This is a genomic window from Victivallaceae bacterium (assembly GCA_036659455.1).
In the GTDB taxonomy this organism is placed as follows: Bacteria; Chlamydiota; Chlamydiia; order Chlamydiales; family Chlamydiaceae; genus JAVXCN01.
Genome location: JAVXCN010000001.1, coordinates 461607 through 475671, shown reverse-complemented (window position 1 = coordinate 475671; position 14065 = coordinate 461607). Strand labels below are relative to the sequence as shown.

Here is a 14065-nt window from a genome sequence, read left to right as displayed (position 1 = left end):
ACCGAGTTTTGCTAGAGCATAACCGGATTATTCTTTGCCGTTATCTGTCTACATGAAGAGTGCTGCCTCAGTTGCGTTAAACAATAATTGGAACCAACAGCGGCTTAATATGGGGTTTCGATAGCAAGCGTCTTTTATCGCCTGTAGAGCGGCTGCGTAACACACCTCGTCACCTATTGAGATTGCCGGAGATAACCGAGGATTTACTTGGCATCTTGCAGTTATCGGAGATGTATCCACACCTGTGTTGTGATAATTAAATCCCGGAATGGTTAAAACGATTCCGGTTTTCCCAGGGAGAACTTTATCTATAGCCTCAGTATATATCTGATAAAAACTCCTATACACTTGAGTAAGAGTCATAGTGGGATTTCGACTCGAGGATGGCACCGTTCCGGCAATAAGTTGTGAAAACCCGGAGCCTGCCGGAAATAGACTTCCGGCGCTACCATAACGCGCTAGATTTGTGCTTATGACTTGATTTGGCTCCGGAAAAAGGGTGCTTTCAGGAAGTTCGTATTCGTCGGCGATGGTGTACTGAAAGAAAGCCGCTATACCTCCTTCCTGGCCATATACTTTCGTGCTCAACGCATCTGTAGGGGTCGGTCCGATGTCGCTTTCCGGAATAAAGATGAGTGCCGTTTGATGGTAACGATCGGCAGCTGTTGCGTATGGAGAAGGAGCGTCTAGCCCCGAAGAATCAAGCAAATGTTCGAGTAAAGATTGCCTGTCTGTTCTTGCTATGTTGGAAAGAGAGAACGGGCAGGCAAACAAGTGGGAGACGACCTTTAAGGTATGATGTGTACGTTGTCCTTTAAACCCTGAAATACTCATGGCTTGTGGAATGTATGAATAATTTTTATTCCATTCAACGTTTATCATTTGCTCGACGTATATTATTGTTTCATCCAATGTTGTCGGTAGTGTACCGGGTATAAAATCATTGTCATCAGTAGCAAGAGGGAGGAGGGGCCGCGTACTAAAAATATCGAGAGGATATGATTCCTGGGGTAAATGAATATGAGGGGGTTCAACAACAACAAGGACCAGAGGAAGTTGAGGTCGAGGTTGAGGTTGAGGTTGAGGTTGAGGTTCCGGTTCACGAATAGGGGCCGGAGCAGCTCTTCCACAGGAAGTACAACTTCGAAAGCAATTTTCTAAACGACTACAGAGGTTTTCATAGCTTCTTAAGCAACCGGTAAGGGCTGTTGAAGGCCTGAAATTGGGCAGTGGGCGACCTTTGAGTAAACGGCATATCTTGATTGAATACACAACGAATAATATTATGTCAAGGAAGAATAGTATTCCTGCAGATATCATAGAACCAAGAAGCGAAGAGTGAATAAAAACTGTAACGAGGATGAAGATAGTAAATAAGACTAATGAAAGAATCATTGCTCCCATGAGATAGCGGCGCCTCGTTACAAGACGTCTTAGCTGATGTATTTCAGATTGAGTAAAAGGTTGAGAAACGGGATCCTGGATATTTTCTATTGACATAGATTTAAGTACACAATTAATTGATTTTCAATCATCGAATGTCTTCGATATTAAATAACTTCGGATGATTCGCTCTTCCATTTTAATTATTGTTTTTATTAATATCAATTTATTAGATTTTAATTAGTTGTTATAACATTCTTTATATCCATGCATCTAGTTTTTCGGACAACGTTTATTGCCGATCATTATAAAATGAGATACCACGGATGGTGCTATAGCGTTAAGATTTCTTAATTATATTGCATGCTCTGAAGTCGGAATCAAAAACATTTTCTCAACCTGTTTTACTTACGAAAAGATTTGTCGTTATTGATAATACGGAGTCGATTAGTTGGATAAACATTCATTACTCTATATTAAAGTGGAGCTGACGATATTGCTCATTATTCGGAAATTACATCGACTAAGTAAAAGTCCTTGTTCATTAGCTTGATGGCAAGCATCGTTTATGGCCTGTAGAGCGGCCGCTAAACATACCTCCTCTTCGATCATAAGTGAAGCGTCTTTTTCATCCAGGCTTTGACGATCTACGGCTCCTTCATCATACTGGAAGCTTGGCCTGGTTAAAATAATCAATTCTTTGTCAGGTTTGACTGCATTCAAAGCATTGATATAAAGTTGATATATCGCACGGTAGAGCGCAGATAACGTTAATTCAGGATTTCTTTGCGTCGACGGCATTGTTCCGATAATAAATTGCGAAAATCCGGTTGTCGTAAAACAAGAATGATTATGTCTCGTTTTCGCTGCCAGATCATGGCTTGCAATGCAACCGACGGACGGATAACGAGTGGCTTGAGGAAGATCAAAGGAGTATATGACCTCATTCTCCATAAGTGGTAGTGTGCCCGAAGTCATGTAGGCTCTACTTTTTATTATCGGTCTACCCTCCCTGTCGGAGGCTGAGAGTTCCGCTTGTTGTATCGGTTCTGCGTCGGGTTCGGGAATAAAAATAAAGGTTGTCCTCTCCTCGTAGTGGTGTTTAAGAGACTCTCCCGTGGTTGTAATCAAGGCTTGAAGTAAAGAGATCTCAGAATTATCAGTAGGTAGTTGGGCATAAATAAAAGGATTCACACACATAGCTACATCGATACCTGAAGAGCGATGTTTACGCTCTCCCCAAAATCCCCTGGATTCTCTGCTTTGGGGATTATGTTGGTTTCTTCTCGTCCACTCGTTATTTAGAAGATGCGATACATGAAACAGCGTGCCGTCCAATGTTCGCGGTAACACTCCTTTTAAAAGATCTTGTTCCGCATCTAAAGGAACGGAAACGGGTGGTTGAAGTGCATCTTCAGATTCCGAAGAAGGGGGTAACGAAGTTTCTTCTAAAGGACGGTCCTTTTTTTTGTTGATAAGACGAAAAATTTGAGCGGCAAGGGCGACGAAGGCAATCGCAAAAACTGCTGCAGGGATCATGAAGAAATAAACATTAATGCCTAAAGTGAAATGAAGAATAACACCGATAATAATTGATAAAAATAATCCGAGTATCATCAGGTTACGAGCAATTAAAAATTTTCTTAATGGGCAATTATTGTTGTAAGAAGAAACTTCATTCGAATGTAAGGAATGTTGACGATCTGTTGTATTCATAATTTACATGGACCTCGATTAAAGGTTAATACCTCTTATAATTTAAGTAGCCAATCTTGATTGGTAAAGAGTTTACCTAGGTTATTCTTCTTTGTTTGGGGTTAACCATCCTATCACGGCAACGACAAGTAAAAGGCCTATACAACAAAACAGAGCGATTTTAATCCTATCGGCAGGAAGGCATCTTTCGGTGCGGGCGGGGGGTGAGTCCTTGAACTGACTCGTTCTAACGCCATACAAGTAATCTTGTGTTTTTTGCTTTAAGGGTTAAAGAATTCTCAATCAATAAACATTATAATTAATGTTTTAGTTTTTATCTATTGGAAGTTTGTATAGTTATTTTTTTGATAAAATAAGAAAATCGGTAATTGTTTTTATTAAGTTTTAAATTTTAAAAAATACGTTTACGTCATTTCTTCGGATAATTAAAAAAAATCCGGTGTTTTATTGAAAAATAACCCGATTTTACGGATGCTTGTCCTTAAGTCGATTCCCTCTAGATTCACAAGGAGAATATCTCATATGCCGAAAAAGGATAATGATTTTCAAAAGTTAAACGATGTTATGGATGCGGTCGCTTTAGACGCTAGGAGAATTTTATTTTCCGAACCGGTTACGGAGAAAAGTGCAGCCGATGTCATTCGAAAATTATGGTTTTTGGAATTGACGGATCCCGGTAAGCCTATTGTTTTGGTTATTAATAGTCCTGGGGGGGCGGTTGATGCCGGCTTTGCGGTATGGGATCAAATTAAAATGATGACATCGCCTTTGGCCACTGTTGTTACTGGGATAGCTGCGTCTATGGGCTCCGTACTTAGCTTGGCAGCGGCACCGGGTAAACGTTTCGCTACCCCCCATTCCAGGATTATGATTCATCAACCGTCTATTGGGGGGCCGATTACGGGTCAAGCGACGGATCTCGATATTCATGCAAAAGAAATCTTAAAGACGAAAGCCCGTTTGGTTAATTTATATGTGGAAAGTACGGGTAAGCCTCGGGACATTATTGAAAAAGCTATTGATAGGGATACATGGATGTCTGCGGATGAAGCTAAAGAGTTCGGATTGTTGGACGGAGTCCTGTTTTCTTACGGTGACTTATGGTAACATACCCGATTTATTCCGGAGCCGGAAATACCTTTGTTATCGTCGAAGGATGTTTTCGTAAGGAATCGATTCCTGACATTTGCGACCGGTTTGATACTGACGGATTGCTTTTGTTAAGCGGAAGTGCGGTCGGGGATGTTTTCGTACGTTTTTTTAATCGTGACGGTTCCGAAGCGGAATCTTGCGGTAACGGATTGCGTTGTTTGGCGCGTTACTGTTATTCCAAATGGGGTAAAAAAGAAGTGGTTATGGAGTCCGGTTTCGGTATCTACCACGCTCTATACTTAGGATCCGATTATATTTCCGTTAATATGACTAAGCCTTCTTGGGATCTCCAAAGAGACATAGTAGTCGATTTAGGAGAAGACCTATTTGTAGGACATTTTATTAATACCGGAGTTCCGCATTTCGTTATCTTTGTTGCTGACGTTAATGATGTCGATGTGAACGTTTTGGGTTCTAAGATTCGGAATCATGAGATTTTTTCCCCTAAAGGGGTAAACGTCGATTTTATTTCCGGAGTTAAGAATTTCGGTCGGGAACTTCTCGTGAGAACCTATGAAAGAGGCGTTGAAAGAGAAACTTTCGCTTGCGGAACCGGAGCGTTGGCTGGTGCTCTTTTTTGCAATAAGATCTATGGAATCGGTTCTCCCATCGATATGAAAACGTACGCGGGAGAAGTCTTGGAGATTATTTTTGACGACAAATGGGAAAAGATTTTGTGTAACGGTCCGGCAGTGAAAATTGCCGAAAAATCTTTTGAAAATTGTTGTGTTTGAAATTATTTGACATGGCCTTTTTACATAGGTTACTTTAATTTTTCTTGCTTTATCTAAATTTCTGTAAATAAGACGGAGATCGTTTAATGGAATATCCTCAGCCCCAAAATCCTCTTCTTCTCAGGTTACATCGATTGATGGATGCTTTTGCAAAATCCGATGACGAAAGAGATTTTTATTTGGATCGTGCTGAAGGATTTATTTTGTATATCGATCTCGATAAAGACGAGGAGGATCTGAGTAAAATATATGCTGAGCTTGAATCTTCTAAGGAAAGGTATTGCTTAATCCCCAAGTTGACTTTTTATGAAGTCAAAAAGCTCATGGAAACTTTTGTAAATGAAAAAGTTTATGATATAGACACTAAGGAAAAATTTTTGGAAGTCATTCAGTCTAAAAATGCTCGTGAGCAGTTCTTGGAATTTATTTACGATCATGAAACCGAACTTGAAAAATGGCATCTTTTTTATGTGGAAAGATCGCGTATACGCATTATCGAATGGTTACGCAACAGTCGATTTCAGTTTATTTTTGAAGAAGATCTGGATTTTCCGAAATCATTGCTTGAACAAATCAAAGTTCATCTTTTCGATACGAAAGTTTCTAAAGAGGTCATGCAGGCTCGGTTGTTACTTGTGAACAAGGCCAAAACTTATTATTCTAATGAAGCTTTGAACCCTAGACCGAAAAGAGGGCGACCTCCGAAACAATCCGTTAAAGTAGAAACGGAAGCTACCGTTTCAAGTGACATTTATACTCAAATTCCCTTAGTAGCGAGACGGTTTTTGTTTTTGTCTAACATAGTTTCGGCATCATCGATCACTTTTTCAGAAAAATTCGATACCGAAGAGGAGCTTTTGGCTCATCTTCGAGGGATTGGGCGTACGGATGAAGAGTCGCAATTGAAAAATCTTTCCGAAAGATTCGCTTCTTTGAAAGATATCTCTTCTAAGTTGGATTTCGGTGACGAAAACCTTAACGGCGTTTCTTTCTTAGGGGATGATGATGATGATGACCTCGAAGAAGACAAACCGGAAGTAAAAAAAGTCAAAAAAAATAAGTCTAAGAAGCGTTAATTTTTTCTGAGATCCAAACGGTTGCGGTTCCGTAAAGAAACGTTCGATGTGTTATAAGATGAAATTCATTGGCTTTAAGAAGAGAAGATATGACTTGTTCTTCCGGGAATTTGTGAATACTGTCTTTTAAATGAGTATAGGCTTCTTTTTGTCCCGTTAGATAGCCCATGATTTTTGTACCTGTCTTCAAGTATCGGCTATGCAAACATCTCCATTTTTTGGGGTTTGTCAATTCTAAAATGCCGAATTGTCCTCCCGGTTTAAGAATGCGGTGCGTTTCACGGAGGAATATGTCGGGATTGGATAAATTTCTGAATCCGTAAGCTAAAGAAATAAAGGAGAATGATGAATCCGGGAACGGTAGATCATGAACGTCTTGTTTGATCAAAGATATTCGCGACGAAAAGGATTTGCCTTTGAGAAAAGCTTGATTTAACATTTCTTCGGAAAAATCTACCAGGATGGCTCGATTTTTAGGGTTTTGTTTAAGAAATTTGAAAGCGATTTTTCCTGTTCCGGAACAAAGATCCAATAAAATTCCCTTAGGCTTTAAAAGCTTTAGTAGTTGAGCGTTCCAAATATGATGCAAACCGAATGACAACACGTTATTAACGAGATCATATTTTTTTGCGATTTTATTAAAGAGTATTTCAGTGTTTGGGGAGGTCTTCATATAGTTGACGATACCTATCCAGTCCTTTTAATTCGGCCTTACCTAATCTGTAGATGCACAATTTATAGTAAGCCTTTAACATGCTTAAGCTAAACTGCGGGTATAGTTGCCGTGCTTTTTTTAACAAGAGTGTTTCGTTGTTTTCCGCGAACCTTAAAGCCGTTTCCGGAATTTGTTGCAGCTCTTTTAGAAACATACGATCTTTAACCAGAAAAAGTGCAAAAACAAAAGGTAATTGAGTAAATTTATACCATTCGTGAGCTAAGTCATAAGTATCATAACCGGGAATCGTTTGCTTAAGTAGTGCCGTGTCGCCGATCAAAAGTACGGCGTCATAAAATTTTGAATGATAGTCTTGTGATTGAAACTCGTCGGTAACAATCGAAATTTTCAGATGAAAATGCGCTAAAATTTTGAGAAGTATTACTGAGGATGCCGTTTCATTTGTTACTCCTACGGTAAGAATTCTGTCCGATGAAAAAAAACCTTTTTTAGCGTAAAGATTAACACTTAATATTTGTTTGTAAGCTGCTATGCCTAGGTTCGGAAGATATGAAGCACTGGAAACGAACTGACAAGCGCTACTCGTTAAAACAATATCGAATTCATCATTCAGAAAACGATACATAAGATTTTTCGGTACGTCTGTTATAACGGTCGTTTGCAAATCTGAGGAAGAATTTAAACGAAACGGTAAGGCATTAAGATAGGAAACGCATCCCCAGGCGGTCGGACTCTTTATGAACCGGTTCGACAAGGTATCTTTCCTTTTTTTATGATTAATGCTTCCATCCCTGCAGGATTCATTGTGATTACTTCTCCGTCATAGGACATTTTAAACACTTTTTCTCCGGTATGAGTCGAAGATAAGTCATTGGCCCCGCAGGACAATAAATTAAGAGCCGTTTCAAGACCCAAATAATTCCAGAGAGCTTTAATGTTCGGCACGTTTTCGAGAAACAAACGAGAAACGGCAAACAAAAGGTTTATGGGAATTTGCAATCTATGTCTTCGTCTACGAAGTAGCTTTCCTAAAGCATTACCGTGTTCAGCGAATTTTAAAGGAATTAACGTTTTAAATCCGCCGGTATCGTCTTGAGTCGCTCTTACGGATTCAAGATGGCTGATAATATCTGTGGGAGATTCGATGTGGTTAAACAAAAGTGTGATATTCGATCGGATCCCGCATTGGTGAGCTGTCCGATGCACGTTTAAAAATTCTTGTGAAGAAATTCTTTGCGGAGAAATACGTTGTCTGACAGCATCCGTTAGAATTTCCGCTCCTCCTCCGGGTAAAGAATCCAGCCCAGCTTTCTTTAAGGTCAGAAAAACGGTTGTCAGAGATATATTATGGAGTTTGGTGAGATAATCGTATTCAATAGCCGTTAATCCTTTAATATGCAATCGGGGATTTTGTTCTTTTATAAGAGAAAAAAGAGAAGAGTAATAGTCCAGATCGCATTTTGGATGACATCCCGATACGATATGTACTTCTTCAATAGATTCGAGATACGGTTTCAATTTTTCGACAAGTTCGTGAGGAGAGTAAAACCAGGCATTCGGATTGGTTTTTTGTTTGGCATAAAATGAACAAAATGAACAATTAAACACACATAGATTCGTCGGATACAGATACAAAGTTGAGGAATAAAAAACGATATCACCGACTCGTTCTTGTCTGATCTGATCGGCTAAACGAATTATGAAGTTGATATGTTCGGGAGAATTTTCATTAATAAGAGACAGTCCGTCTTCAAATGAAAGTCGTTGATGATCTTGAATTTTATCCCGAATGTTCAGAAGTGATTTTTTGATATGACGTTGTTCATTGAATATCGGAATCATCTTTTCGGGATTTTGCGAGTTCATCCGATCTCTTATCGAGACCATAACACTTCTCCTTATCACGACAACAGTTTTTTTTCCCACAACCTTTTTGTAAGGTTTTCTTGGATATCATAAAACCGATTAAAAAACATACTCCTGCAATACTTACTAGGATAGCCGATACCAAAACGGTTATTAAAAACTTCATGCGAAAACAGCCGTTGTTTACTACATCTTTTGATCGAGATCTATCCAAATAGGAGAACTCCAAGCCATAGCATTTTCCTGGAACATTCTCAAATAATAAAACACGAAAGGAGGTTTATCTTCTCCGCTCTCCAAAGTTACATCCGATAAGCTGACCATATCATCATATTCATAGTCAAAATGATCGGATTTAGGATAAAAAGTATGTAAGACCTCGCCGTTTCTGATGATTTCCACTTTTTTAATCATATCGGTACCGGCAACATAACCCGAAATATGCCTATTGAACATAAGTCCGGGCTTGGCAGAGATATTAATTTCGGAGCCCATAGGAATATCTGCAATCTTAAAACCTAGGATTATACGAGGTCCTGTAGTAGCGTAACAATGTCTGTTGTATAGAGCTTCGAAAATAGCATCTCGCGAATATTTATTGCAGAGCACGGCAGTAAAACCGGGATGATATTGTATTTGTTCATTATCGTAAAAAGAAGAGTAAATGCCTCTATCGTCATACCCTCCGGCTACGAAACCGAAGCGTTTATTTTGTTTGAGAGCATCCAGAATCGTTCCTCTCTTTGCACCATTTTCCTTACCTTTAATAGGGTACGGATTACCTTCGCTTTCGGTATTTTCGGAAGACCCCCAGCAATTGTAGATTTCTACGACTCTTTCAAAATCCGGGTTGAAATCTACAAAGTCGAAACCGTAGCTTTCGGAAGCCGTCATACAAGGAATCGATATCAACTCTTTCGGAGAAATCGTTTTATATAATTTGGCGAGAGAATAGGTTTTGGAATCTTTTTGTTTCGGAAGACTTTTATTGTCTTTCGAAAACAAAATTTGACGAATACCTTCCACTCCGGGATGTCCGACGTACTGAAATCCGAGGATTGTTGCAAAGCGATCTTCTTCGTTAAAATCAGCGATGTTTTGTGAGATCAGTTTCCAAAGATCCTGTGAAAATTCCTCTTCGGATTCGAAAGGAGACGAAGCAAAAAAATTATAGGATTTTTCATCTCGGAAATGTCTTAAACAAGCTTCTATATTTTCGGAAGCATCGATTCTCGTCGATTCACCGTGTAATAATCCCCACACAAGAATTTGATTGTTGTCTTGGAAACATTTGATAGGCGGCGATACGAAACAGTCACCTGAATTTAAATTTTCAAGACGTATTTTATAAACGCCTTCTTCGTTGAAATACAGGTTAGGTAAGATAACGAATCCCGTTTCCGGAACGAAAAGTCTCCAACTCAGGGAATCTCTGAGATTCTCGTAAGATAATTGTATTAAAGTGTCTTCGGGAGCAAATCCGGTTAGGTTGTCGAATTCATCTTCAAATCTTACGGTGATATCGAATCTTTTATTTCTCGATACGAAAGACGGTGTAAAGATCTTAATGGTTTTGAGCAAGTTACCTTTGATATCTAAGGAAAACGGCTCCGGTTCTTCATAATGACCTTTCCCGGTTACGTCTACGTAAAGATAAAAAGGTTTTCGTCTTTGGACAAACAGTTGAGCACCGTTTCCTGTTTCATCTTTGTGCGTGTGTTCGGGAGGTGCTCCCATGACGATACAAAGAGGATCTCCGGCTTCTACCGCTTTCGGCAAAACGAATTCGAATTGAGGAACAAACTTTTTGGGGACCTTAAGTCCTTTTCCTTTAACTACGGTTCCGTTGGATAATTCAAGATAAATAACGTTTTGTGCCTGACCGAGATCGAGCAAGGGAGTTTCCCAATCGATCATTTTTCCTTCGCTAAGGATATCGAATTTAAGCTTAGTCCCTTTAGGAAGAGTAAAGGAAGGATTGTAGTAAAATCTCCAAGTGGAAATTTGTCCCGCTCTGACGGAAGAAGGTTCCGTATAACAAACAGACCGACGCATGAGAATAATACCCGGGTACTATGAAAAACGGCATTATATAAAAAGAGTGCGTTTTTCTCAATTCCGGTCTTTCTGAAGGTCTTTTAAAGCTTCTCTGGTTGAATTATACATTTTAAAATAAGACAGAAAACCCGTAACGTACAGGGTTTGTTCGATAGTTTTAGGAACCGATGTAAGAACGATTTTTGTAGATTCCTTACCTGCTTGATGGTAGCTTCGCAAGAGTACTCTGATTCCGGCGCTGGACATATATTCGAGATGAGAGCAATCAAGAATCAGAACATGGGCACCTTTTTCTATTGCGGAAGAAATTGCGGCCTGAATTGCCGGCGAAGTGATTCCGTTCAATTTACCCGTTAGATAGAAAATCGATATGCTTCCGTGATCTTCTTGTTTAAAATCGCTCATCCGCCTTTCCAGTTTGCCTTTTAAGAACAATTTCCTTGTATCGGGCGTTTTTGAAAAGAATTTTTTCAGAAATTTTTTATTCGCTATCCGTTTCGTGTTGAAGAGGAGTGATTTTAAGTTGCTCGATATTTCTTTCCGAGCAGCTTAGGATTTCGATATCGAATTTATCGTGATGGATCTTCATACCTTTTTTGGGAGATGAACCGATCTTATGAAACACATGACCCGCCAGGGTGTCGTAAGGACCTTCGGTGTCGATTGAAATATTTAAAGCTTCTTCTGCTTCGGATATGTTCATTCTGCCGTCTACAAACCAGGAATGACCGATCTTCTTGAAAGGTCTTCTCGGCATCGTGTCATACTCATCCAGTATTTCTCCTACAATTTCTTCAAGAAGATCTTCCATCGTAACGACACCTTCGGTGGTTCCGTACTCATTGACCACTATTGCCATATGTGTTTGTCGTTGACGTAATTCCTGAAGTAGAAGAGACGCCTGTTTTAGTTCGGGAGTATAAAACGCGGGTTTAGCTATCGTCGATACCGGTTGTTCTAAAATCTTCGGTGAGATAACACCATCCCAACACTCTTTATAAATACGAAGCAGATCTTTAAAAAGTACCGTTCCCGTAACAGCATCGATAGACTTTCGGTAAAGAGGAATTCGGCTATAACCTTCTTTTACGGCAGCCGTCACGGCAGCCTTGATTGAGATATCTTCAGAGAGAGCGAAGACGTCAACTTTAGGAATCATCGTCTCTCTGACGATTACCTCCTTAAAATGCAGAATGGATTTCGTAAGATTTAGATTTAAAGAGGTTACCGAAGCATTGTGATCGGCAACCGTAAAGGTTTTAACGAGTTGATCTCTAATTTGAAACAATGAATTTTCTTCTTTGGTTCTCGGGTATGTTCGGCAGTCATGAAATTTTGATAAATAAAGATCGATTAAAGAAAAAAGAGCGATTGGAGGGAGACAGATATAATAAGAGACCTTCCACAATTTTTTTGCAAGCAACGGAAAAATACGAGTCATAAAGTAATTTAAAAAGAATCCGTTCGCTAAAGTTAATGAAACGATAACGGTCTTTGAAAACATGCTGAGGGATGACAGTCGATAAACGAAAATTCCGATAAGATAGCCGTTGAGAAAATGTAAACACGTAGTCGCCATGACACTATATCGTAACAACGAAATATTCGCATTGTCGGATGTCTTGAAGAGTTTTTTTAAGGGAGTAATGAGGAATTCATTGTCAACTGTGGGAGAAACATCACTTAAAAAATATCGATAATGGTTAAAGAGCCCGAAAAAAAATAAAAGAACCGCAAAGAAAACAAGCGTTAAAGGAATCCACATACAATACCTATGTTTTTGAAGTGATTAAGATATCGTCGTTTTGCAATAGATTAAGAATCTCAGACTCTTTGAGTCGCATCGTTTTTCTGTCATTATGATTGACGTCATCATATCCGCACAAATGTAATACGGAATGAACCAGGTATAAAGTAATTTCCTTATATAAATCGAATTTTTTTCCAGTTTTACGACTATTCAAAAAATCAATGGCAGCTTGGGGATTTATAAAAACTTCTCCCAACACGTGAAAATCCGTTTTTTCAGAAGTAGGAAAATCCATAGGAAGAGAAATGGTATCGGTAGAAGAAGGATCATTAAAAAAACGTAAATGCAAATCACACATTTCTTCTTCAGAAACGAACCGGATGGACAATTCGTCCGTAAATACGTCCAAAAAACGAAGAACCGCGGAAACAACGGACTTGACCGATTTAGGACAAACGGACACCGCATTCTGACAATCCGAAACCAATATTTTCAAAGAAAAACCGATATTATTAAAAAATCTATTCCAAGACCGGAGTCTTAGGAAGACCGGTAATTTTCTTTGCGTCCGGATTCCATCTACCCAAACGTTTCAGAATTTCCACACGTTCGAAACGTTTCAAAACGTTGCGTTTTTTAGTGCCTTTAATCGATTTTCCATAACTTTTATGTCGAGACATTGCTTACTCTTTGATCAACTGATTTTAGGAATGAAGACGAATTCGTTGCCTGAAACGGCATTTGTATGATGTTTATAAGCAATTGGTGCTGTATCGGAAGTCATTGCTCGAATATCGGGTTTATAGGCCAACTTTCTTTTTCTAGGATAACGATGCCTTTCTCTGGCTTGTTTACTCATACGGGTCATGCTTACACCAATTTTTCAAATAATGATACGGTTGAACGAAAACGTCGAAATTTATCTCAATAAACACGTTGGAGTTTAATCTATCAATGACAAATTTTCAAGGTGAATAAGTGCTTTTTTCTTCGAAAGGATTATTTTTGTTCGTATTACTAGATGGATCCGCACTGCAAATAACTCCGCAAGAGATAATATACTTAAACGCGTCTTCTATTTTCATATCCAAATACTTAATATCTTCTTTCTTATACAAGGCCAGGAATCCCGAAGTCGGGTTGGGGGTTGTCGGAATGAAGACGGTTACCAACCCGGTTTGTTCCTTTTGACAGTGAATCGGAGCGTTTCCGGCTACCAAGCCTATGCAATAAGAGTCTTGAGTAGGAAAACGTACCATGACGACTTCCTTAAAAGATTGCGAAGAGGACCCGAAAATGGTCTTCATAACTTGCTGAGCCGCTTTATAAATCGTTTTTATAATCGGAATTCGATGAAGAACTCTATCGTAAATCGATAACAGAGACTTAAAAACCATGAGCTGAGTTAGGAAGCCTAGAAGGACGGTAAAGAAAAACAGACCGAATAAGAGCACGATCTGCAAAACGAATCCCAGTAAAGCACGGTTGTGAGCATACAAAGGAAATTTTTCAAAAAACCCGGATACAAGACTGACAAAAGGCTGGGTTAAAAAATTAAGTATAAATCCTATAAAAACGACGGTAACCGCTAAAGGAAGAAGGATTATTAATCCGGTAATAAAATATTTTTTCATATTGTAGTCGTCCTCATAGG

Annotated in this window: 16 protein-coding genes; 3 read left to right on the top strand and 13 right to left on the bottom strand. The window is 39.1% G+C overall.

The genetic code is table 11. From position 1 onward, the window contains the following. Positions 1 to 48: 48 nt before the first annotated feature. On the bottom strand, positions 49 to 1500 hold the full coding sequence (locus tag RSA43_02145) for a hypothetical protein (GenBank protein ID MEG2496090.1): 1452 nt from the start codon (positions 1498 to 1500) through the stop codon (positions 49 to 51). 354 nt (positions 1501 to 1854) lie between these two features. Continuing rightward, complete coding sequence (locus RSA43_02140; GenBank protein ID MEG2496089.1) at positions 1855 to 3099, bottom strand: hypothetical protein; 1245 nt, start codon at positions 3097 to 3099, stop codon at positions 1855 to 1857. Positions 3100 to 3621: 522 nt separating this feature from the next. On the opposite strand from RSA43_02140, the gene RSA43_02135 reads away from it, so the two are divergent. The 3 genes from RSA43_02135 (at position 3622) to RSA43_02125 (ending at position 6061) form a co-directional block, all read left to right on the top strand. Continuing rightward, a complete protein-coding gene (locus RSA43_02135; GenBank protein MEG2496088.1) occupies positions 3622 to 4206 on the top strand; it encodes an ATP-dependent Clp protease proteolytic subunit in 585 nt (194 codons plus the stop codon). Continuing rightward, positions 4200 to 4985 (top strand): diaminopimelate epimerase, encoded by a 786-nt coding sequence (gene dapF / locus RSA43_02130; GenBank protein ID MEG2496087.1) that lies wholly within the window; start codon positions 4200 to 4202, stop codon positions 4983 to 4985. Before RSA43_02135 ends, dapF begins: the two co-directional genes overlap by 7 nt. Positions 4986 to 5071: 86 nt before the next feature. Continuing rightward, positions 5072 to 6061, top strand: a complete 990-nt coding sequence (locus RSA43_02125; GenBank protein ID MEG2496086.1) for a UPF0158 family protein — start codon at positions 5072 to 5074, stop codon at positions 6059 to 6061. On the opposite strand, the gene RSA43_02120 is transcribed toward RSA43_02125, so the two are convergent. The 11 genes from RSA43_02120 to RSA43_02070 form a co-directional block, all read right to left on the bottom strand. Further along, positions 6048 to 6734: a ubiquinone/menaquinone biosynthesis methyltransferase gene (locus RSA43_02120; protein MEG2496085.1), complete on the bottom strand. Its 687-nt coding sequence runs from the start codon at positions 6732 to 6734 to the stop codon at positions 6048 to 6050. The two genes, RSA43_02125 and RSA43_02120, sit on opposite strands and share 14 nt — an antisense overlap. Further along, positions 6712 to 7401 carry an MqnA/MqnD/SBP family protein gene (locus RSA43_02115; protein MEG2496084.1) on the bottom strand — a complete coding sequence of 230 codons (690 nt, stop codon included), beginning with the start codon at positions 7399 to 7401 and terminating at the stop codon, positions 6712 to 6714. Before RSA43_02115 ends, RSA43_02120 begins: the two co-directional genes overlap by 23 nt. A gap of 71 nt (positions 7402 to 7472) precedes the next feature. Continuing rightward, on the bottom strand, positions 7473 to 8603 hold the full coding sequence (locus RSA43_02110) for a CofH family radical SAM protein (GenBank protein ID MEG2496083.1): 1131 nt from the start codon (positions 8601 to 8603) through the stop codon (positions 7473 to 7475). Then, complete coding sequence (locus tag RSA43_02105) at positions 8560 to 8769, bottom strand: hypothetical protein (GenBank protein ID MEG2496082.1); 210 nt, start codon at positions 8767 to 8769, stop codon at positions 8560 to 8562. Before RSA43_02105 ends, RSA43_02110 begins: the two co-directional genes overlap by 44 nt. Positions 8770 to 8789: 20 nt before the next feature. After that, positions 8790 to 10658 carry a DUF3604 domain-containing protein gene (locus tag RSA43_02100; GenBank protein ID MEG2496081.1) on the bottom strand — a complete coding sequence of 623 codons (1869 nt, stop codon included), beginning with the start codon at positions 10656 to 10658 and terminating at the stop codon, positions 8790 to 8792. Positions 10659 to 10715: 57 nt separating this feature from the next. Continuing rightward, entirely contained in the window at positions 10716 to 11066 is a 351-nt protein-coding gene (locus RSA43_02095; protein MEG2496080.1) for an STAS domain-containing protein, read from the bottom strand. A gap of 76 nt (positions 11067 to 11142) precedes the next feature. Beyond that, on the bottom strand, positions 11143 to 12426 hold the full coding sequence (locus RSA43_02090) for a hemolysin family protein (protein ID MEG2496079.1): 1284 nt from the start codon (positions 12424 to 12426) through the stop codon (positions 11143 to 11145). 7 nt (positions 12427 to 12433) lie between these two features. Next, positions 12434 to 12907: an rRNA maturation RNase YbeY gene (gene ybeY, locus RSA43_02085; GenBank protein ID MEG2496078.1), complete on the bottom strand. Its 474-nt coding sequence runs from the start codon at positions 12905 to 12907 to the stop codon at positions 12434 to 12436. 25 nt (positions 12908 to 12932) lie between these two features. Then, the gene (locus RSA43_02080) at positions 12933 to 13091 is read right to left on the bottom strand and encodes a small basic protein (GenBank protein ID MEG2496077.1); all 159 of its coding nucleotides are present in this window, start codon (positions 13089 to 13091) and stop codon (positions 12933 to 12935) included. Between the two features lie 14 nt (positions 13092 to 13105). Next, positions 13106 to 13279 (bottom strand): hypothetical protein, encoded by a 174-nt coding sequence (locus tag RSA43_02075; GenBank protein ID MEG2496076.1) that lies wholly within the window; start codon positions 13277 to 13279, stop codon positions 13106 to 13108. Between the two features lie 97 nt (positions 13280 to 13376). Then, on the bottom strand, positions 13377 to 14045 hold the full coding sequence (locus tag RSA43_02070) for a DUF502 domain-containing protein (GenBank protein ID MEG2496075.1): 669 nt from the start codon (positions 14043 to 14045) through the stop codon (positions 13377 to 13379). Between the last annotated feature and the right edge of the window lie 20 nt (positions 14046 to 14065).

Excerpts from the sequence above, each read along its gene's own strand:
- RSA43_02075 (MEG2496076.1), bottom strand. The coding sequence starts at position 13,279 with ATGACCCGTATGAGTAAACAAGCCAGAGAAAGGCATCGTTATCCTAGA.
- RSA43_02070 (MEG2496075.1), bottom strand. The coding sequence starts at position 14,045 with ATGAAAAAATATTTTATTACCGGATTAATAATCCTTCTTCCTTTAGCG.
- RSA43_02135 (MEG2496088.1), top strand. The coding sequence starts at position 3,622 with ATGCCGAAAAAGGATAATGATTTTCAAAAGTTAAACGATGTTATGGAT.
- RSA43_02100 (MEG2496081.1), bottom strand. The coding sequence starts at position 10,658 with ATGCGTCGGTCTGTTTGTTATACGGAACCTTCTTCCGTCAGAGCGGGA.
- RSA43_02095 (MEG2496080.1), bottom strand. The coding sequence starts at position 11,066 with ATGAGCGATTTTAAACAAGAAGATCACGGAAGCATATCGATTTTCTAT.
- RSA43_02140 (MEG2496089.1), bottom strand. The coding sequence starts at position 3,099 with ATGAATACAACAGATCGTCAACATTCCTTACATTCGAATGAAGTTTCT.
- RSA43_02080 (MEG2496077.1), bottom strand. The coding sequence starts at position 13,091 with ATGTCTCGACATAAAAGTTATGGAAAATCGATTAAAGGCACTAAAAAA.
- RSA43_02105 (MEG2496082.1), bottom strand. The coding sequence starts at position 8,769 with ATGAAGTTTTTAATAACCGTTTTGGTATCGGCTATCCTAGTAAGTATT.
- RSA43_02125 (MEG2496086.1), top strand. The coding sequence starts at position 5,072 with ATGGAATATCCTCAGCCCCAAAATCCTCTTCTTCTCAGGTTACATCGA.
- RSA43_02090 (MEG2496079.1), bottom strand. The coding sequence starts at position 12,426 with ATGTGGATTCCTTTAACGCTTGTTTTCTTTGCGGTTCTTTTATTTTTT.
- RSA43_02120 (MEG2496085.1), bottom strand. The coding sequence starts at position 6,734 with ATGAAGACCTCCCCAAACACTGAAATACTCTTTAATAAAATCGCAAAA.
- dapF (MEG2496087.1), top strand. The coding sequence starts at position 4,200 with ATGGTAACATACCCGATTTATTCCGGAGCCGGAAATACCTTTGTTATC.
- RSA43_02145 (MEG2496090.1), bottom strand. The coding sequence starts at position 1,500 with ATGTCAATAGAAAATATCCAGGATCCCGTTTCTCAACCTTTTACTCAA.
- RSA43_02110 (MEG2496083.1), bottom strand. The coding sequence starts at position 8,603 with ATGAACTCGCAAAATCCCGAAAAGATGATTCCGATATTCAATGAACAA.